The sequence below is a fragment of the Brevundimonas naejangsanensis genome (assembly GCF_000635915.2).
Taxonomy (GTDB): Bacteria; Pseudomonadota; Alphaproteobacteria; order Caulobacterales; family Caulobacteraceae; genus Brevundimonas; species Brevundimonas sanguinis.
The window spans coordinates 962,001-979,391 of sequence record NZ_CP015614.1 but is presented as its reverse complement, the minus strand read 5'-3'; the positions used below and the strand labels follow the sequence as shown (position 1 = coordinate 979,391).

21 protein-coding genes are annotated in these 17,391 nt (G+C 66.7%); 5 read left to right on the top strand and 16 right to left on the bottom strand.

What is annotated here, in order from left to right:
• Positions 1-34: 34 nt before the first annotated feature.
• Complete coding sequence (locus DA69_RS15010) at positions 35-166, bottom strand: hypothetical protein (protein ID WP_262922513.1); 132 nt, start codon at positions 164-166, stop codon at positions 35-37.
• 691 nt (positions 167-857) lie between these two features.
• On the opposite strand from DA69_RS15010, the gene DA69_RS14870 reads away from it, so the two are divergent.
• Complete coding sequence (locus DA69_RS14870; RefSeq protein WP_235599219.1) at positions 858-995, top strand: hypothetical protein; 138 nt, start codon at positions 858-860, stop codon at positions 993-995.
• Between the two features lie 87 nt (positions 996-1,082).
• Here DA69_RS14870 and DA69_RS14310 read toward each other — a convergent pair whose 3' ends face one another.
• The 11 genes from DA69_RS14310 to DA69_RS04585 form a co-directional block, all read right to left on the bottom strand.
• A complete protein-coding gene (locus tag DA69_RS14310; RefSeq protein WP_035302229.1) occupies positions 1,083-1,484 on the bottom strand; it encodes a helix-turn-helix transcriptional regulator in 402 nt (133 codons plus the stop codon).
• A 362-nt stretch (positions 1,485-1,846) separates the two neighbouring features.
• Positions 1,847-2,446, bottom strand: a complete 600-nt coding sequence (locus DA69_RS04630; protein ID WP_025977232.1) for a lytic transglycosylase domain-containing protein — start codon at positions 2,444-2,446, stop codon at positions 1,847-1,849.
• Positions 2,440-2,943 carry a S26 family signal peptidase gene (locus tag DA69_RS14300; protein ID WP_025977233.1) on the bottom strand — a complete coding sequence of 168 codons (504 nt, stop codon included), beginning with the start codon at positions 2,941-2,943 and terminating at the stop codon, positions 2,440-2,442. Before DA69_RS14300 ends, DA69_RS04630 begins: the two co-directional genes overlap by 7 nt.
• Positions 2,940-3,695, bottom strand: a complete 756-nt coding sequence (locus tag DA69_RS14685; RefSeq protein WP_262922515.1) for a TrbI/VirB10 family protein — start codon at positions 3,693-3,695, stop codon at positions 2,940-2,942. Before DA69_RS14685 ends, DA69_RS14300 begins: the two co-directional genes overlap by 4 nt.
• 410 nt (positions 3,696-4,105) lie before the next feature.
• Entirely contained in the window at positions 4,106-5,134 is a 1,029-nt protein-coding gene (locus DA69_RS04615) for a TrbG/VirB9 family P-type conjugative transfer protein (RefSeq protein WP_025977235.1), read from the bottom strand.
• Positions 5,113-5,796, bottom strand: coding sequence for a conjugal transfer protein TrbF (gene trbF, locus DA69_RS04610; RefSeq protein WP_025977236.1), 684 nt, complete (start codon positions 5,794-5,796; stop codon positions 5,113-5,115). The genes DA69_RS04615 and trbF overlap by 22 nt, the downstream gene beginning before the upstream one ends.
• Before the next feature lie 4 nt (positions 5,797-5,800).
• On the bottom strand, positions 5,801-7,186 hold the full coding sequence (gene trbL, locus DA69_RS04605) for a P-type conjugative transfer protein TrbL (RefSeq protein WP_025977237.1): 1,386 nt from the start codon (positions 7,184-7,186) through the stop codon (positions 5,801-5,803).
• Positions 7,187-7,198: 12 nt separating this feature from the next.
• Positions 7,199-7,936 (bottom strand): conjugal transfer protein TrbJ, encoded by a 738-nt coding sequence (locus tag DA69_RS04600; RefSeq protein ID WP_025977238.1) that lies wholly within the window; start codon positions 7,934-7,936, stop codon positions 7,199-7,201.
• Positions 7,887-10,310: a conjugal transfer protein TrbE gene (gene trbE, locus DA69_RS04595; protein WP_025977239.1), complete on the bottom strand. Its 2,424-nt coding sequence runs from the start codon at positions 10,308-10,310 to the stop codon at positions 7,887-7,889. Before trbE ends, DA69_RS04600 begins: the two co-directional genes overlap by 50 nt.
• Before the next feature lie 7 nt (positions 10,311-10,317).
• Complete coding sequence (locus DA69_RS04590) at positions 10,318-10,596, bottom strand: VirB3 family type IV secretion system protein (RefSeq protein ID WP_025977240.1); 279 nt, start codon at positions 10,594-10,596, stop codon at positions 10,318-10,320.
• Positions 10,596-10,916: a TrbC/VirB2 family protein gene (locus tag DA69_RS04585; RefSeq protein WP_025977241.1), complete on the bottom strand. Its 321-nt coding sequence runs from the start codon at positions 10,914-10,916 to the stop codon at positions 10,596-10,598. Before DA69_RS04585 ends, DA69_RS04590 begins: the two co-directional genes overlap by 1 nt.
• Before the next feature lie 619 nt (positions 10,917-11,535).
• On the opposite strand from DA69_RS04585, the gene DA69_RS04580 reads away from it, so the two are divergent.
• Together DA69_RS04580 and DA69_RS04575 are read left to right on the top strand one after the other, a co-directional pair.
• A complete protein-coding gene (locus tag DA69_RS04580) occupies positions 11,536-12,099 on the top strand; it encodes an SOS response-associated peptidase family protein (protein WP_025977242.1) in 564 nt (187 codons plus the stop codon).
• A 44-nt stretch (positions 12,100-12,143) separates the two neighbouring features.
• Complete coding sequence (locus DA69_RS04575; protein ID WP_025977243.1) at positions 12,144-12,416, top strand: hypothetical protein; 273 nt, start codon at positions 12,144-12,146, stop codon at positions 12,414-12,416.
• Between the two features lie 54 nt (positions 12,417-12,470).
• Here DA69_RS04575 and trbB read toward each other — a convergent pair whose 3' ends face one another.
• From trbB to DA69_RS04555, 4 genes are read right to left on the bottom strand one after another with little or no spacing between them, the layout of a single operon-like run.
• Positions 12,471-13,427 (bottom strand): P-type conjugative transfer ATPase TrbB, encoded by a 957-nt coding sequence (trbB, locus tag DA69_RS04570; RefSeq protein WP_025977244.1) that lies wholly within the window; start codon positions 13,425-13,427, stop codon positions 12,471-12,473.
• On the bottom strand, positions 13,428-13,874 hold the full coding sequence (locus tag DA69_RS04565) for a hypothetical protein (protein ID WP_025977245.1): 447 nt from the start codon (positions 13,872-13,874) through the stop codon (positions 13,428-13,430).
• On the bottom strand, positions 13,867-15,741 hold the full coding sequence (locus DA69_RS04560) for a type IV secretory system conjugative DNA transfer family protein (RefSeq protein WP_029972503.1): 1,875 nt from the start codon (positions 15,739-15,741) through the stop codon (positions 13,867-13,869). The genes DA69_RS04565 and DA69_RS04560 overlap by 8 nt, the downstream gene beginning before the upstream one ends.
• Entirely contained in the window at positions 15,738-16,427 is a 690-nt protein-coding gene (locus DA69_RS04555; RefSeq protein WP_025977247.1) for a GntR family transcriptional regulator, read from the bottom strand. Before DA69_RS04555 ends, DA69_RS04560 begins: the two co-directional genes overlap by 4 nt.
• Here DA69_RS04555 and DA69_RS04550 point away from each other — a divergent pair.
• On the top strand, positions 16,427-17,071 hold the full coding sequence (locus tag DA69_RS04550) for a helix-turn-helix domain-containing protein (protein WP_167349638.1): 645 nt from the start codon (positions 16,427-16,429) through the stop codon (positions 17,069-17,071). The two genes, DA69_RS04555 and DA69_RS04550, sit on opposite strands and share 1 nt — an antisense overlap.
• Before the next feature lie 106 nt (positions 17,072-17,177).
• Positions 17,178-17,300 carry a hypothetical protein gene (locus tag DA69_RS15005; protein ID WP_268750903.1) on the top strand — a complete coding sequence of 41 codons (123 nt, stop codon included), beginning with the start codon at positions 17,178-17,180 and terminating at the stop codon, positions 17,298-17,300.
• Positions 17,301-17,391: the final 91 nt, after the last annotated feature.

The following is a 17,391-nucleotide window of genomic DNA, read 5'->3' as shown; positions in this document are numbered from 1 at the left end:
GCGCCCAGCAGCGCCTGAACCCACCACGGCCAGATCATGGTACCCCGACATCCGCCATGACGGCCAGCAGGGCAAGGATCGCCATCGCCAAGGCGATCAACGCGCTTTCCAGCGTCAGCAGCCGTCGCAACCAGCCTCGCCGCCCGCGGCCCCACCTCTTCGACATGAGTCCTCCCTTGGCCTGGTTGCCGCGAACGTCGGAGAGAAAAGCCGCTGCGGCACAGCCTCAGCAATCGACGTTATCTCTACTTACCGGAGAGAGCGAGTCCCCACAGCCTGAACTGGAGAGTGCGACGAGCATCGTATCGCGCAAGAGCTTCTGCGCCGACGCGCCCCCGCTGACCTTGCTAGAATCCTGAGCCTCAGCGCTCAACATGATCCCGATCAGGATCGCGCCTTTGCATTCCTAACGCGTAGGCTATGTGTTCCCGTACGGGAAGAAGACCATGAGCAAGATAGCCCCCCGCCTTCCAAGTCCGCTCCCACGGCGACGCTCTCCCGCATCAGCCTGGTCATGGCCGGGGGCGCACGAAAGGCCTCGCGTCTCGTTCGCTACTCTACCCAGTCGAACGCCTTGCGAGCCTTGCTAGACGCCAGCCCGCCCCGTCCTTCTCTCGTTTGCCGCTCGCAGATGGCCGAGAAGGCGCAACCGCACACCCGCCCGAAGACTGAAAAACCATCGCCATCGGACAGATCAAAGCCCTCTCCGGGCGCCCTGGCGCTTCCCTTAAATCATCGGATCACCCCCGAACGGAGGACCGTCCCTCGAGGCTAGCGCCTGTGCGGATCCCGGATATTGCAGGGCTAGGACGACTGGTGCGCGCTAAACGCCTGGCGCGAAACTCACCCAACAACAGTTGGCGGAGCGGGCCGGCGTTGGACGCCGCTTCATCTGCGAGTTGGAAGCCGGCAAACCGACGATCGAACTCGGCAAGGCGCTAGCGGCCTGCCAAACGCTCGGCCTGTCGCTCAGCGCACAAGACGCCAATCACTGAAACCGTTCTCGCCGTCTGGATGGACGGGTTCAAGACGCCCGCCGGTCGGCTCGCGCCCGCCTCACCCGACGAACCTAGGTGACGCGTCTAAAAATCGAACTTCAACTGGTCAGGGGCCGCCCGCGCATCTCGTTTGCGTCCAGGCGGCTGCAAGGCGGTCTTCACGACCGGCGGGTGCGAGGGTTCAAGAAGGGGCGAAAATGTCGATCGTTCTAAAGCCCGCGTCAGCCGGCCGGGCGATCGGGGTTTCGGGGGCGGAGCCATGGGCAGGGCCAAACGACGTGCGGCCTTCCAGGCGGTGAGTTCGCTCTCCCACCAAGCCACCCGCCCAGGAGACACCGGCACCGGCGCTGGAAAGTCCCCCGTCTTCTGCATCCTCCAAGCGGTGGTCCGACTGATGCCGGCGATCGCCCTGACCTTGACCCAGGGCAGGAGTCGGTCTTCTCGCCCGCCCGTCTCGACGGGCTCTCCGTCCAGTCGAAAGGTCATAGCCCAGTTCCCTGACAGGCAGCGGGGCCGCGTCGAAGACGCTTCACTGCAGGCCTTCCATCCCGGTCCCGCCGCTCCAGCGCGCTAGACACGACGTCGCCCTTGCGCCGCCGGAGGCGCCCCTGTCCGCAGTTCCGAAATCTGGCTTTGCCCCCATTCCCGCAGCAGTCCACGCGGATAGTAGGGCTTGGCGCGTATATGACGGCAGGGCGGCCCGCCGCTCGCCGTCGACCAGATCCGCGCGAGCGTCGCCGGCTTCATCCGGATGCCCATCAAGGCCAGAAAGTCCGAGGCCTCCGCTCGGGTGAGCAAGTCTTCGTCGTCCGGCAGAGGCTCTGCCTCTTGGCCTGAAGCATGGGGGATCATGGCCTCCCTCCTTCGATCCGACATTGACGCGAGTTCAGCACGGACCGGCCCGCCGCCAAGGCCAGGTAACAATCGATCACCGTGGCCACATAGGCCCGCGTCTCGGCGATGTCCGGCACGCGCCCGAGACGCGCCACGCGGGCCGGCCCTGAGTTGTAAGCCGCCAAGGCGAGCCTCAGGTCCCCGAAACGGTTGATCTGGCGCGCCAGGTAGTCCGCCCCGCCTTTCAGATTTTCAACCGGGTCGAAGCGATCTGCGACCCCCAAATCGAGGGCCGTTCCCGGCATCAACTGGGTGAGGCCCGCCGCTCCGGCCGGCGAGACCGCGTCCGTCCGATAGGCGCTCTCCGTCAGGACCAGGGCGTGAAGCAACTTAGGGTCCAGGTTGTGATGCGCCGCCGCCGCCGCCACGGCGTCGTCGAAAGGCTGGGTCGGCGAAATGACGCGCGGACCGCCGCTGTTCATCGGCAACGCTTCAGCGCCCTCGAGCGGCAGGCCGAACAGGTCGCCGCCGGCACGGCTCCAATCGATCGACTGCGCAGCCGCCGCCGCAGGAGCGCCAAAAAGGAAGGCCGCCGCAAGCCAGACTCTCACCATGTCAGAACCTCCTGATAGACCCCCTTCGCCTCCCCTTTTCGGACAGGGCCGAAATAGCGGCTGTCGAAGCTCTCCAGCGTGTCGCCGAGCAGAAAAAGCTCATCTCGCTCCAGGAGGCGGCACTCGCTCCAGGCCGGCAGGACGGCGCCCTGCCGATCGCGATCGAGCCTGAGAACCTGGCGACCCGGCGTCCGGACTGTTCCGCCCTCATCGCAGATGGCGTCTCCCTCGACGGCGGCGACGCGTTTGAGCAAGAGGATGTCGTCCGGCATGCCGAGACGCGTCAGATAGGCGCGGGCCGTCGCGGGTTGGGCGAGCGCCACGACGGAGCCGCGCTGGATCGGAGCCTGGGTGCGCAGATAGAGGCCGCGCGGCAGGCTCGAAGTTTCATTAATCAGGGCGGGCGCCGCGCCGCGCATCTCAAGGCCTATGACCGTCGCAAGGGCGAGGCCCGCCAACGCCGCCGCCGAAGGGCGAATGATCTGACGCCGTCTCATGGCTGATACGGCTCCAGGATCAGATCCCGCGTGATGAGAACCCGAACCGAAGCGCCCTGCCGAAGGTGGATCGAAGGCCGGACAGTCAGTTCGCGATCCAACAGGCGGCCTCCGACCTGCGCGGCCTCAATGGCGGCCGCGTCGCCGGCGTCGCCGAGCCAACCGCCTGAGCGGCGCCCTCCATCGCGCCGGTTGTCGTCTTCTCGAGCCATCTGTCCCAGGGTGGTGACGGCCCCGGCGAGGAGCGTTCCGGCCAACAGGGGCAGCAGTCGCCGATCGACTTGACCGCGCACGCCCACCACGCCCTGGGCGTCTACACCCGGTTCGCCTTCAAGGATCAGGCTCTTGCCGTTCGGCAGGATCAAACGATCCCAGATGAGGAAGGCGCGTCGGTCGCCATAGGCGCTTTCCCCCTCATGACGTCCGATCAACCGCGCGCCCTGCGGGATCAGCAGGTGGCGTCCGCTCACTGTGTCGAAGACGTTCTGGGTCACCGCGGCCACGATCGGGCCCGCCCGTGTCGTATCCACGCCGTTCAACAGGACCGCTGGAACCACGGCGCCCGCCTTGAGCTCAAAAGGGGAAAGCGGCGCCGTCAGCACATGACGACTATAGCCGGACTCCACTCCCTGGCTTGTCGCAGTCCCCTCGCCTCTCAGAGGCGCGGCCGCTTGAACGTCAGGGGGCGAGCGTCCGGCGCCCTGGGCTTCGAAGAACAAACCCGAACGCACAGCCTGATCCGCAGCGCTCATTTCCGCCGATCTCGGCGGCGGCGGCCGCCAATCCGGGTCTCGGGCGCCGGAAACAGGCGCCGCCTCCAGTGATGGCGCTGCGTCGCGTTCAGGCAACCGCGGCTCAGGAAGGCGATCGTAGCTAGAGGGCTGTCGGGTGATGACCTCGGCCGCACGGATCGGCCCCCTTGCATCAGTCGATCGGCCGTCGGCTAGGCGCCCCTGAGCCTTGGCCCTGAGCTCGGGCTGGACGACGAAGGCCCAGGCCAAGGATCCTGAGATCAGAACAGCGCCGCTCAGGACCACCAGATGGACCATGGATTTGCGAAGGCGCATCACAGAAGGACGCGGCGCGCGCAACGAGAGATCCGGCACGGGCTCCTTCGGCTTCGGAGCATCGGTTGAGGCCGTATTGGCGGACCTGAGCCGGATCATCGGACCGCCTCCGTCAGACGGCGGATCCGCACGATTTGCGGGCGGCGGTCTCCGAGACGGAGCTCGGCGCGGTCAAACACCCGATCGACGATGAACAGACCGCCCTGCTGCCGATAGTTGACGATTTGAGGCTCGCCGCCCGGCGTCAGGACAAAAAGGCCAGGCGCTTCGTCCACCTGCAGATCGGCGCCGAAAAGGATGAAGGTCTGCACGCCGTCGTTGAACACGGATGACGGCGTCCAGCGCGGCCGACGTCCCTGGGGTTCGATGCGGTAACCGGCGTCGATCGGTCCTTGGGGTGCCAGGGACGGATCTATGGACGACTGATCCCCAGCCCCTGCCTTCGTCCCATAATTCGCGGCGTCAGCCGCGTATTCCCAACCGATCGCAGCGTTGAACGCCTCTGCCGAACCGCTCTTCAGATGAAGCAGATAGACGCGGTGATTGGTGGTCAGGACGAGGTTGGTCTCCAAGCCGCGTTCGAGCGGCTTCAGCAGGACGTGGGTTCGCTCCATCGCTCCGGCGCCAGACCGGGTTTCGCCGATCTGCCAGCGAACCGTGTCGCCGGCGGCCTTGGACACCAGGGTCTCTCCCTCCCCCAGCGTCAGGGTCGTGACGCGCAAGGGCGCGGCCCAGATTTCAAACACACGCCCGGGCGACCAGGCGAAGATCTGCATGCCGCCGACGAAACTGTCTCCACGCGACGGCGCACGCGCCGCCTGATTGGCGACAGCGATTGCGGCGCGCCCCACAGAGACCGGGGCGCCAGAGGACGAACCTTCTGCGACTTCGGACTTTGACGCCGCCAGATAGGGCACGGCCGTGTCGCTATCGGCGGAAGCCGCCGGCTCAAGCGGCGCCTCTTCGGCCGCCACGTCCGGATGATCGAGCGCCGCCGCCGGTTCGAGCGCGGCGCCCGCAACTGGCCGGAGTTCCGTTTCGCCCGACCAGGCGGCGCAACCGGCGATCAGCAGGGCGGCCGCAGCAAGGGCCGGCGTCGACTTCAGGAGGCGTCGGGGGTCCATGATACGTCCTCAATCTTCAGTCCTAGGGGGTTCTTCATCAGTTCCGCCTCCGTGCGCGGCGGCTGAAGACCCGTGGTGATCAGCGCCCGCCAGCGCTCGCTCCCGGCCTGCTGGCCGTTCACGAACCGGCTCTCGCGCCACTGCAGGTCGTAGGTCCGCTCGGTGCGGCGCACGACATTGAGCACCTCGACGTTGACGGCCTCCCGGCCGACCTCGGCGAAAGGGTCGTGAGCCTGGGCCCAGGCGTTGAGGAAGGCGGCGGCCCGCGGCGTCATCAGGTCGTAGGCCCGCAGCCAATTCTGCCGGATCACGATCGGGTCGATGCTTTTGGATCGAACGTCACGGATCCAGCCGCCCAGCGCATGGCCGATCTGCGCCTCGCTCGGTTGATAACGCCCGCCGATGGCGGTGATCCTTTGGGTCTCGCCCCAGTCGGACACCTCCACCACAAAGGGTTTGACGACAGCCCGGTCAGCCTGGACCCACCAACCCGCCCCCAGAAAGGCGGCAAGGGCCAGGTTGGCGAAGGCCATGCGCCGCCAGTTCCGGGCATGAGCCAAGGTCAGCCCCATCCGCTCGTCCCAGACCTGGCCGGCGCGCTGGTACGGCGTGGACGCCGGGGCCGCGCTCAAGGCCCTGCGGGGCTTGAAAAAGGGATGCATGATCTTAGGGCTCCTCTGTCTTGAGGCTGGGCGTTAGGACGCCGCTGTTTTCTCCTGACGGCATCAGGCCGCGCCCCGCGTTGGCGACAAAGAAGGCCTGCAGGGCTGCAGATCGGGACGACGGCCTGGATCCGCCTGCTGGATCGCCTCTCGCAGCCGCAGCCGCAGCCTGGTGGAAGCGAGCCCGCGCCGTTTCAGCCTCTCGAGCGATGACGCCTGCCGGGCGGGCCCCGCCAAGGCTGCCAGGCTTCTCAGCCGAAGGCGGCCCGGCCTCGGCAGGACGCGTCTCGCCGAGACCCTCGCGGACCGAGCCGCCCCGAGGCCTCGTCGAGCCAGCAGGTGAGGAAGACGGCGAGGAAGACGGCGAGGTCGGCGACGTGCGCGGCGACGCAGGTGATGAAGGGGGCGGCGATGAAGGGGGCGGACTGGGCCGTCGCCCTCCCGCTCCAGAGGCGGCTCGGGCGGGACCCGCCAGCCTCGCCGCCGCTCCTCCCGCCACGACGCCCGTCCCGACAAGGCCGGCGCCCGCGAGAAGCCCCGCGCCGCCGACCGCCATCCCGCCGGTGGCCAGGGCGCCCGCGCCTAAGGCCGGACCGCCGGTGACCAGGGCCGAGGCCAGATTTGGGATGAAGAGGGCCAGCATCGCCAAGAGGACGGCGGCTACCAATATGGTCAGGGCTTCATAGATGTCCGGATTGGCCGAAGGCTGGAGCTGGTCGAATACGGTGCGCGCGCCTGAGACGACAATGGCCAGGGCCAGCACCTTAAGACCGGACGAGACCACATAGCCTAGGGGGCGTTCGGCCAGAAAGGCGGACTTGCTCCAGATGCCGAAAGGCAGAAGGACGAAGCCGCCCAGGGTCACGATCTTGAACTCGACCAATGAGACGATGATCTGCAGAGCCAAGACGGCGAAGGCGAGCATGATGCCGATCATGGCCAGGCCGAGGATCAGGGCGTCGGTGAGGTTTCCAGCGATGTCAAACGGGTTCGTGAGCGGCGCAGGGGTGTCGCCCAGAGCCTTTACGATCCGCCACCCTTCGCCGAGGATGGCGCCGGGGTTGAGGAAGTCGGCTCGGCTCAGTTCCCCGCCGCCGGCTGTCAGCCCCACCTCCAAAAACCCCGCATAGAGGGTCTCGGACAGGGCCTGCCAGTCGTTGATCAGCCAGGCGAAGGCCCCGATCAACAGGATCTTGCCGAAAGCGGAGGCCAGAATCTCCCGACTAGGCGACAGGGCCCACTGGATCCCGGTCAGAGCCACCACCAGGGCGATCAACAGGCCGAACACGCCGTTGACAGGACCCTGGAGGGCGCTGAAGCCCTCCGACACCGTATTGGAGAAGACCGCCATCAGCTCATTGGGGGTCTCTACGCCGATGGTCGCCGCCATGTTCCTGCCCCCTCAGTTCCGCGCGCTGGACAAGGGGTCGAAGGCGGGCGCGGCGGGGATCACGACCGGTCGGCTCCACCGGCGTCGACGCGCCTCGGCGCCGGCGGCGCGTTCGGCGGCGTCTCGCGCCGCGCCTTCGGACAACAACCGGGCCTGGGCGAGCATGAGAACACGCAAGGCGGCCAGGTCCTCGGCCAGGACCGCCAGCATCTGGTTGGAGGACTGAACGGCGGCGGTTTGACCCTGGGCGGTCTGACTGGCGTTCAGGGCGCCCGCGAGACGTTGACCCCGCCCCTGCCCCAGGCGCTCCAACTCGGCCGCAGTCCGGGCCAGGTCCTCGGCCGTGCGTCGCGCATTGGCGGTCCGGGCCCGCCCCTGTTCGAGCAGACGCAGAGCGTCCGCCCCCGACAGGTTCTCAGGATACAGGTCCTCGAACTGGCGCTCCAGCCCGCTGACCGTAGCCGCCAGACCGCGCGCTGTCCGGGCGAGTTCGGCCATGTCCTGCAGGGCCTGGCTGTTCTGGGCCAGATGGCTGTAGGGCGAGGCGGCAAGGCTCCGCGCTTCATTGGCGAGGCTCTCGAGTTGACGCGCGGCCTGAAGGGCGTTCTCCAGGTGATTGCGCGGGTCGAAGACGACATGCTGGGCCTGCGCCGGCGCGCAGACAGCGAGGGCCGCGACCGTCAGCGCCAGGCTGAAGGCCCTATTCAGCCGCCAACTGCGCGGCGAAGGCGTCGAAAACCGGATCCACATCTCGCACTCCCTTGGCTTTGAGGAATTCACGGGCGAAGCCGACTGCGTCGGAACGGCGCAGGACAGCATCGATGAGGGACTGATCTTCGGGCGATCCGGCGCCGCAAAGCGCCAGTCCCACGCCCGTCAGTCGAAGGTCGAACAACCGTCGCCCGTGAGGCTGTCGCCAGTAGTAGGCGCGCTTAGGCGCCGCGAAGGCGATCAGCTCCAACTGCCGTCGGTTCAGTCCGAAACCTCGATACAGATCCGCTGATGCGGGTTCGAGCGCCCGAGGGTTGGGCAGGAAGACCTGTGTCGGACAGGACTCGATCAGGGCGGCGGCGATGGATGAGGCCGCGACATCGTCCAGGCTCTGGGTCGCGAAGACCACGGCCACCCGTTTCTTGCGCAGGGTTTTCAACCATTCGCGGATCTTGGCCGCAAACGCCGTCTCCCCCAGGAAGAGCCAGGCTTCGTCCAGCACCAACAAGGTCGGCCGGCCGTCGAAGCTCTCTTCGAGATGGTGAAAAAGGGCGGCGAGCACGGGCCCGACGGCGGAGGGCGTCGCCATCAGAGCCTCGAGTTCGAAGGTGTCGAACCGGCTCGGCGTCAAGCTCTCCCCCGCCCCGTCCAACATCGCGCCGTGGGGCCCCTTCAGGGTGAGCGCCTCTAGTCCCGCCGCCACCGCCCTGTTCTGAACCAGGGCGCAGAAGACGGTCAGGGTGCGCTGCTCAACCGGCGCTTCGGCGAGCGCCGCCAGAGCGGCCCATATCTCTTCCCGAATCGCAGGGGTCGGCTCAAGACCGGCCTGACGCACCGTTTCGGCGATCCATTCAGCGGCCCAGGCTCTTTCCTCCTGCCGATCGATCCCAGCCAGAGGCTGAAGCGAGAAACCTGCTCCGGGCTCTAGCGCCCGCCAGCGACCGCCTGCGGCCAAGGTCGTCGCCCGCGCCGAGCGTCCCTTGTCGAAGAAGACGACGCGGGCGTTCGGATAGCGAAACCACTGCAGGGCCAGGAAGGACAGAAGGACGCTCTTGCCGGCCCCCGTCGGTCCCACGACCATGACGTGGCCGACGTCGCCGACGTGGAGCACGAGACGAAAGGGGGTGGAGCCTGTAGTGCGCGCGACCGCCAGAGGCGGCCCGTCCAGGCAGGCGTCGCCGGGCGGCCCGGCCCAGACCGCCGAAACCGGCAGGAGATCGGCGAGGGTCAGGGTGGAGACGAGCGGACGACGCACATCCGCATAGGGCTCGCCCGGCAGGGAGCCGAGCCAGGCTTCCACGGCGTTGAGATCTTCGACCCTCGCCGTCAGTCCCTGGGCGTTGAGCGCGGCTTCAATCGCCCGGGCCTTGGCCGTCGCCCCCTCTTCTGTCGGGTCCAGCACCGTGACCGTCATGGTCAGGTAGCCAAAGGCGCAGGCCTCGGCTCCAAGCATCTCAAGGGCGCCGTCGCACTCCTCAGATTTGGAGGCGGCGTCTGTGTCGATAAGGGGTTGTTCTTCCCGGGTGATCGCCTCTCTCAACAAGGCTCCGACGCCCTTGCGCTTGGCGAACCAGCGCTTGCGAAGTTTGACGATCTCCCGCTCAGCATCGACCTTGTCCAGGCCGATCCAGCGAGCGGTCCAGCGATAGGCGAATGGCAAGGCGCCCAAACCGTCGAGCAGACCGGGCCGGGTCGCCGAAGGAAGGCCCCGCACGGATACTGTCTTGAGCCACTGATCGCCCAGGCGCGGCGCCAAGCCCCCCGCAAGGGCTGCGTCGGCCAAAAGCGCATCGAGGAAGACGGGGGTCTCCGGCGGCTGAACGGGGTGTTCGTCCGGCGAGACGCTGGCGTGCAACCATGTCAGCAGGGCTGAATCGTCCAAAGGCGCGATCTCGGGCAGGGCCTCGGCCAGCAGATCGAGGGTCGCATCCGCCTCGCGGCCAAACGTCGCCAGGCCCTGTCGCCAGTCCTCTCCGGCGCGGCTCAGGCCGTCAAACAGCCAGCGCTCCGCGCGCCGCGCTTCATCGGCTGGCGGCAGCCAAGTCAGGGCCAGTCGATAGTCTGTCTCGAAGGCCGGTTCGGCGCTGTGGAAAAGGTCACGTCGTTCGGCGTCGACCAACCACGCCGTCTCCATGTCGAAATCGCTCTGCGGATAGGCCGCCGATACGCGCCGCCGCGCCTCCATATGCAGACACCAACCCGTGCCGAGACGTTTCAAGGCGTTATTCAGCCGCGCCCGGACAGCCATCAACTCGTCCTCGGTCGAGGACTCGAGATCCGGCCCCCTGAAACTAAAAGCTGTGGTGAAGGAACCGTCCTTGTTCAGGACCACCCCCGGCGAAACCAGCGCCGCCCAGGGCAGATGGTCCGCTAGGCTCGCGGGACGCCGACGGTGCTCATGCAGGAAGCGCATGACAACCTCACGCGTCCAGATGTCCAGGCAGGACCAGATGGCGACGCAGGACTTCGAAGAACCGCTTGTCGACGCGGGCGGCCCAAAGGCCGGCCGCATGAGCCGCCGCCCACCACAGAAGGCCGAGCCACCAGATGCGCAAGGCGAGGCCGAGCACCATGGCCGTAGTGCCCATGGCGATGGCATAGTCCCGCGGCATCCCCGCCATCAGCACCGGTTCGACCAGAGCCTGAGCTACCGGAAGATCCCAGCCTTCAGGCTTCCCCTGGGCGATCAAGGCGGCCATCACCCGATCTCCGCGCCGCCGGCGAAGCCGAAGAAGTCGAGGAAGAAGGTCGAGGCTGCGAAGGCGATGGACAGGCCAAACAGGATGGCCAGTCCCCGGCGCATCGACGAACCGCTCTCGCTCATGGCCACCCCGACCCCGAACGCCACCACAGCGATGACCGCGGCGGCCTGAACGACGGGACCGGTGATGGATTGCACCACTTGCCGGATAGGACCTTCCCACGGCATCCCGGAGCCGCCCGCCAGGGCCGACCCGGCCGCTAGAAGCCCGCAGGTCAAGACTGCGCCACCCAGACGCCGCCGCTTTGTTCTCTCCATGATCCGCCTCCCTTGCACAGCGCATTTCAGTGCGCCTCGACTCATTGCAAGCAGAACAATCCACAGGCCGTCAACTAATTTTATGTATTATTTTCAGAGAGTTAAATCTAACTCTTCAGGGAGTTTATCGCGACCCTCGAGCACGTCTCGACGACTTGCGGCAGTGCCCGGTCGTCGCACTTTCAGACGAGTTGCACAGGGCCGGCGAAAGCCCCCGCCCAACAAGGGGTTGGAACCCCTCGCCTCAGTCGTCCGTCCTTTCCGCTCAGCGGACAGGCTGGCTCAAGGGCCATATTTCATGCGGCAGCGCGCTCGCGATGGCATCGTCCGCGAGCATGCGCTTAGATGTTGATCACCGGTGCAATTGGGTCAACGCACCCTGACGCACCAGGTGGACAAGCTCGTCCTGCGGGTCGTGAAACAACTGAGCCCGGCCGACGAGCTGGCCCCGACCAGGGAACAGTCTCGCCGACGTCAAAGGGCCTACGTCGCATGGCGCATTCTGCAGTCGACGAAGCCGAGGCCCTTCAGGCCTTCGTCCACGAGGTCCGCAACCTCTCTTGAAGACTCGATCTTCATGGGGCTGATTGACCGAAGCAAAGCGGGAAGGAAACGGACTATGTGCAACAACTACCGCCTGCACGTGCCAGCCAGCCTGCTGGCCGCGCCGTTCCGAGACGCCGGCCGGCCCCTGACCTTCCCTGGCGGCCTGCCCAACCTGGAAGCAACCGACTACCGCATCTCAGACCGCGCCCCGATCGTCACCCTCGGCGCCGATGGCCCGCAGCTGACCATGACGCCCTGGGCCTGGAAGGGGCCGACCGGAAAGCCGGTCTTCAACTTCCGCTCCGATGGTCGGTCCTTCGCTCAGTCGACCCGCTGCCTGATTCCGGCGGACGGCTTCTACGAGTTCACCGAACCCAAGGTCGAGGGCAAGAAGACCAAGTGGCTCTTCACCATGACCGGCCAGCCCTGGTTCTGGATCGCGGGCATCATCAAGGACGGCGCCTTCACCATGCTCACCACCGAGCCGGGGCCCGACGTCGCGCCCTATCATGACCGCCAGATCGTGGTCCTGCCGCCCGGCGCAGGCGTCCACTGGCTCGCTCTCTCGGCGGCCGAAGATCTGATCCTAAGTCCCTGTCCGGCAGGAGCGCTGACCGTCCAGAAGGTCTATCCCTGACCGGCGCTGGCGGGTGCAAAGCCGACTCAGCTACACCGCAGCGCATGACCCCGAACGAACTCGACGCCGCCCTGGACGCCATGGCCGCCGCCGCTGGCGACAACCCAGACCTCCTGCCCGGCCTGATCACCGTGGAGAGCGACCATTGGGTGTACGTCCTGTCCTCCATTGGTGCCACGTGCGCCAGCCTGGACGACGGGTTGCGCTATCGGGACATCCAAGTCCACGTGAGTTCGGCGCTGGGGACGAAGGTGCTTACGCGGGCCGAGAGCGGCGAGCGGGGCGCGCCCTATCGCAACCCGCGAGAGCGGAACTGACGACGAGCCGCAGAAAATGACTGGGGCGACACGACGCCCCTGTCTCCAACGCGATCAGGCGATCTCTCGCACGCGGTAGGCGCCGTCCGCATAGCCGATAACCTCGACCACAGCCTCAACGCGACGGCCGGCGGGCGTCCGCCGCATATGGATGACGCACTTCACCGCATCGCCGATCATCCGCTGGGGAACCACGCTGGTCACTTCCCCGACAAGATCCTCGATGCGCCGCAGCGCCTCGAGCGCCGAGTTGGCGTGGACCGTGGACAAGCCTCCGGGATGTCCTGTGTTCCAACTCTTCAGGGTTTCAAGCGCGGCGGCGCCGTCGCGCATTTCCCCCACAACGATACGGTCAGGCCGCATGCGTAAGGCGTCGCGGACAAGATCCGCCACCCCGATCACGACGGGCTGTCGACGCGTCGTCACCGCCACGACATCCCAGGCCGAGCACTGCAATTCCGGCGTGTCCTCGATCAGGAAAACCCTATCCTCGGCGAAGGCCTCCTCCGCCAGGAGGGCATTGGCCAGGGTGGTCTTGCCTGAGCCCGTTCCACCTGAAATCAATATGTTATGGCGCGCACATGCAGCAAGACGCAAAGCCTGGGCCTGCGCCAGCGTCATCACCTCGCCGCGCACATAATCGTCGAGCCGCCAGATCACTGGCGGGCGCTTGCGAATGGAGAAGGCCGGCGCCAGGGCGACGGGCGGCAGCACCGCTTGGAACCGCTCTCCGTTCCCAGGCAGAACGCCTGACAGCCTAGGGTTCTCGCGGTTGACCGTCTCGCCTACATAGTCTGCAATTAGCCTGACAGCGCGCTCTCTGGCTTCGAACGACAGCCTGCGGCCCGTGTCGCAGCGGCCTTGGCCGACCTTGTCCAAGACGAGCCGGCCGTCTGGATTGGCGAGAATCTCGACCACTGTCTGATCTTCAAGCGCGGCGAGCACGGTCGACCCCAGAGCGTGGCGCAGAGCATCGAGCTTTCGCTCGGCCACGATCGGATGCGTCGACACCTAGCTGGTCGCCGCAAACGATCGCGGTTCCTTTGCTGCGGCGGCGCCCTCGCCATCGCGCCGCCCCGCGACGATCCGAGCGGCGGTCGCGTCCAGCAGGCGTTCAATGCGCCGATCCACGGCCGCCTGGACCGTCGGATCTTCATCGACGATCCCGTCAGGCAGACGCAGAAAGAAGGCTTTCGCCACCTCGATGAGGAGCTCTTGAACGATCTGCATGTCCCGGCCGGTGGCGCGCATGTGATCCCGCAGCGACCGCTCCAGATTTAGCAGTCGGTCGTCGGGGTCGGCCTTCGGACTCCTCAGCAAGCCCCGAGCGATGGCCTGACCGGCCGCCTGGCTCAGAGCCATCCGCCCTATCCGAGCTTCCCGGTTAAGACTCGACACCACCTTGGGGTCGTTGATGTAGACCTGCACGCGCGTCGCCGGCGCATCCCTCCTAGCCATCCCTCCCTCCTTGCAGTTGATCAAGAACCGCTTGCTGAGCGGCCATCTCCTGGGCCACCCGCGCATAGATGTCGGCGGCGCGCGCCGCGGCCTTCCGATCGTCCATGGCCCCGGCCGCCTCCTTGAACAGAGGCAGGCTGGCCGCTGCGTCGCGGCCCAGGCCTCGCCGCCCGAGCCACGGATGAGGCGGCGGCGCGGGCGCATCGATGCGATGCGCCTGGTCCGGCGGCGCTTCACCCGCGCGGCTGCGGAAGGGCTCGCGCCGATCATAGAGAAGCTTGTCAGTCCTAAGCGGACGCCGCCCAGCCACGAAAACGAGTTGCTGACGATCCGGCAGGGCACGGATTTGCCCCGGATCCAACAAGGGCCGCTCGACCTCGGATCGCGACACCGAACTGCGTCCGGCCGACCATCCCGACGGCGTGCTTCGGCTCACCCGGACTTCCATGGCCGAACCGGTCAGCTTCGACACCTTGTCTTGGGTCAGCGGGTCCAGGGCCGAGAATGCGGTGTAGACGTGGCAGTTATCCAGGATGGTGTTGTGAGGCCCGTAGGTCTCGACGATGTCGTTCAAAGACTGGGCGACGAACATGACTTTGACGCCGTAGCCGCTCATCAACCGCAGCGCTTTCTCGAAGAAGCCCAGCCTGCCCAAAAGCGGAAACTCGTCCATCACCATCAGAAGCCGGTGGCGTTTGGGGCGGCCGGCGGCGTCGCGCCTCTCTTCCGCCGTCAGGGCCTGCGCCGCCGCATAGAAGAACAGTCGGACCAGGGGCCGAAGCGCCGCGGCGTCCGCCGGAGCGACCTGCACATAGAGCGACATGGGCGCCTCGGCGCACATGAGGTCGCCCATGGCGAAGTCCGAAGCCGACAGCGTGCGCTCCACGTCCTCGCCCGCCAACCATTTCAGATACGACCGGGCCGTGCCCTGCACCGAGGTGCGGAAGCGGTCATGCATAGCCGCATAGCCCTTCACCGCCGTCCGAATGAAGGGGTGGGTCTCGGCTTCTCCGTCGACTGCGGGACGATGGAGGGTCTTCAGCATGACATCCGCAGCCCCATCGAGATCGGCGAGAAGATCTCTGACCGCAAGAAGAGTCTTGTCCTGATCCTTGGCCGTGTAGAGGACATGGAGGATCACCGCTTCAAGGATTTCTGAGGCGGCCTTGTCCCAAATGGCCTCCTCATCCCGCGTTCCCCCGGGATCCGAGAGGATGGCCGTCAACCGCTGGACCTGCGCCAACTCGCCGGGCCCTGGTCGAATCTCAGCCAGAGGATTCCACCGCGCCGAGGTCGGACTGCGAGGGTTGAGGTAGAGGGCATGGGAGAAGCGAGACCGCCATCCGGCGGTGACGGCCCAGAGTTCCCCCTTAGGATCATGCACCAGGACGCTTCCCCTCCAATGCAGAAGCGTGGGGACCACATGGCCTCGGCCTTTTCCGCTGCGCGTTCCGCCCGTCACCAAGGTCGGCCGTAAGTCGGCGGTCGCCAGCACCCGGTTGCGAAAGACGCCAATGACGGCCCCGGACTTCGCCAGCAGGCCGGCGGCGCGCGCCTCGCTCAATCCGCCCCAACCTCGCCGCCTGCGGACCGCGGCCGGTTCGCTGCAGACGACGCCGAAGCCAAGGCCGCCCATGGCGCCCAGCAAAACGAGCAGGCCGCTTCGATCGAGGGCGGTTCGCGCTTCATCGCCAAAAGCCTTTCGCCAGGCGATGATGGACCAAGGCGCATAGAGGGCGAGATCGGGCCCTGCCCGCCAGGCTGGTCCGAGAAGCGGAGACCAACTGTAGGTCCAGGCGAAGCTTTGAGTGGCCGCAGTCAGCCCCATCAGCGTTCCTGCGGCCAATCCGGCGAGGCGCGCTCTCATGGCGTTCCATCCGGAGCGTCGTCCGGCGAGCGGATCGCCGCAGCCGCCTCCAACACCAACAGAGGCGCGGCCTCCATGCGGCGCTCGTGATAGAGGGTGAGCGCGCCCCGCAGCGCTTCGCCGTCCGCTTCCGCGAGCAAGGCTGAGATGTTGGCCGCCTCGGCGTCGAGGTCGTCGAAAATCCGCTGTTCCGCCCCGTCAAGCATGGCGAGGAGCGACGTCACGCGACGGAAGGCGTCGAAAAGGGCGAGGCTTCCGCTGCTCTGGACCAAACGCTCCAGGTCGCGACCGAGCGTCGCCCGCTCATCCCCCGCATCGGCGGCCAGCGCCGATGGAAGAGGCCCTGCGCTCTCTAGGCTGAGCCTGAGGCAATGAAGACGAAAGCCTAGTCGGTCTCGGACCGCCGCAGGATCCAGTTGAAGCGTGACATAGCCGCCCATGGGCGCCCGCTCGACCAGTCCTGCGCCGGCCAGCCACGCCAGGGCTTCGCGGATAGGCGTGGTGGACAGGCGCAGACGCTGGGCCTCGTCGACGATCACCACGGGTCGGCCGGCGCCATAGACGCCGTGTTCGACCCGCTCCCGCAGGCTGCTGAGCGCTTGGTGAAACGGATCACGGATCCGGGACAAGGCCTGCCTCCCCTTTAGAAGAACATAACTATTGAATGGCGGCTCGAGCTTCTCCAATGAGTAGAGGACAATCAGCGTTCTCCCGCGTCGAAGAACGTCGCCAACGCCGCCAGAAGCCAACGGCGGATGCGCCAAAAAGCGGCGCGGCCTTCGTCGCCATAGGCCTGTTCGGTCTCGCCGACCGTCATTTCGGGGTGCAAATAATGGATGCGGAAACAAAAGGCGTCTCGCCGGTTTCTGTGGATGACAGCGCTCTGCTCTCAACCACGATCCGCGCTATCCGACGCCGGCGCGGCATGACCGCGCGTGAAGTCGCCGCCGCCATGCACATGCCGCTGCGCACCTATCAACGCTTCGAAGCCGGCGAAAACCGCCCCAACATCGATCATATTCACCGCTTCGCCCGAGCCACCCGAAGCGACCCGCATGGCCTGATGACAGCGGTCGCGATCGGCGCGCCGGAGTGGGCTGTTTGGACCGCCGACAATCAGTTCAGCGCCATCCTCACAGTCGGCCTTCAGACCTTCAACCGAAAGCATGGCGAGCGTATCGCCGATCTCGACGTCCGCGCCATCGTCAGCGCCGTGACGGCGATGTTCGACCGCCTGGGCGATGAGATCGCGTCCCAGTCTGAAGCCCGCGATTGGATTCGGAACGGGCAGGACGCGCTCGCCGAGACGCGACCCCGGCCTGGGCGCTGAACCCTCGGTCGGCCGGATATATGCCAGATATAGCTTCACCCTACGCCTCAGGAGGCGCTCACTGGGTCGGCCACAAAGCGGTGGCGATCAACCCAAGGAGACTGTGATGACGACCTCCAAGCTGCGCATCGTCAGCCTCGGCAGCGCCCGGGCCCTGACGCGCGACCTCATCGGCGGGGATTTCACTGAGGTGAACATGAACGACAGCCGCGAACCGCCTCTCGGCTGACCTCCAAGGACGGCCGCTTCGGCGGCCGTCCGACCGGTCGCACCCGCGTCGTCCCCTTCGCCCCCGACTCCAAGGGACCGCTTCGGGATCC

What these genes read in the sequence shown, in the direction of transcription:
- DA69_RS15010 (WP_262922513.1), bottom strand. Translation starts at nt 166, where the DNA reads ATGTCGAAGAGGTGGGGCCGCGGGCGGCGAGGCTGGTTGCGACGGCTG.
- DA69_RS14310 (WP_035302229.1), bottom strand. Translation starts at nt 1,484, where the DNA reads ATGACCTTTCGACTGGACGGAGAGCCCGTCGAGACGGGCGGGCGAGAA.
- DA69_RS04630 (WP_025977232.1), bottom strand. Translation starts at nt 2,446, where the DNA reads ATGGTGAGAGTCTGGCTTGCGGCGGCCTTCCTTTTTGGCGCTCCTGCG.
- DA69_RS14300 (WP_025977233.1), bottom strand. Translation starts at nt 2,943, where the DNA reads ATGAGACGGCGTCAGATCATTCGCCCTTCGGCGGCGGCGTTGGCGGGC.
- DA69_RS14685 (WP_262922515.1), bottom strand. Translation starts at nt 3,695, where the DNA reads ATGAGCGCTGCGGATCAGGCTGTGCGTTCGGGTTTGTTCTTCGAAGCC.
- DA69_RS04615 (WP_025977235.1), bottom strand. Translation starts at nt 5,134, where the DNA reads ATGGACCCCCGACGCCTCCTGAAGTCGACGCCGGCCCTTGCTGCGGCC.
- trbF (WP_025977236.1), bottom strand. Translation starts at nt 5,796, where the DNA reads ATGCATCCCTTTTTCAAGCCCCGCAGGGCCTTGAGCGCGGCCCCGGCG.
- trbL (WP_025977237.1), bottom strand. Translation starts at nt 7,186, where the DNA reads ATGGCGGCGACCATCGGCGTAGAGACCCCCAATGAGCTGATGGCGGTC.
- DA69_RS04600 (WP_025977238.1), bottom strand. Translation starts at nt 7,936, where the DNA reads ATGTGGATCCGGTTTTCGACGCCTTCGCCGCGCAGTTGGCGGCTGAAT.
- trbE (WP_025977239.1), bottom strand. Translation starts at nt 10,310, where the DNA reads ATGCGCTTCCTGCATGAGCACCGTCGGCGTCCCGCGAGCCTAGCGGAC.
- DA69_RS04590 (WP_025977240.1), bottom strand. Translation starts at nt 10,596, where the DNA reads ATGGCCGCCTTGATCGCCCAGGGGAAGCCTGAAGGCTGGGATCTTCCG.
- DA69_RS04585 (WP_025977241.1), bottom strand. Translation starts at nt 10,916, where the DNA reads ATGGAGAGAACAAAGCGGCGGCGTCTGGGTGGCGCAGTCTTGACCTGC.
- DA69_RS04580 (WP_025977242.1), top strand. Translation starts at nt 11,536, where the DNA reads ATGTGCAACAACTACCGCCTGCACGTGCCAGCCAGCCTGCTGGCCGCG.
- DA69_RS04575 (WP_025977243.1), top strand. Translation starts at nt 12,144, where the DNA reads ATGACCCCGAACGAACTCGACGCCGCCCTGGACGCCATGGCCGCCGCC.
- DA69_RS04565 (WP_025977245.1), bottom strand. Translation starts at nt 13,874, where the DNA reads ATGGCTAGGAGGGATGCGCCGGCGACGCGCGTGCAGGTCTACATCAAC.
- DA69_RS04560 (WP_029972503.1), bottom strand. Translation starts at nt 15,741, where the DNA reads ATGAGAGCGCGCCTCGCCGGATTGGCCGCAGGAACGCTGATGGGGCTG.
- DA69_RS04550 (WP_167349638.1), top strand. Translation starts at nt 16,427, where the DNA reads ATGAGTAGAGGACAATCAGCGTTCTCCCGCGTCGAAGAACGTCGCCAA.
- DA69_RS15005 (WP_268750903.1), top strand. Translation starts at nt 17,178, where the DNA reads ATGACGACCTCCAAGCTGCGCATCGTCAGCCTCGGCAGCGCCCGGGCC.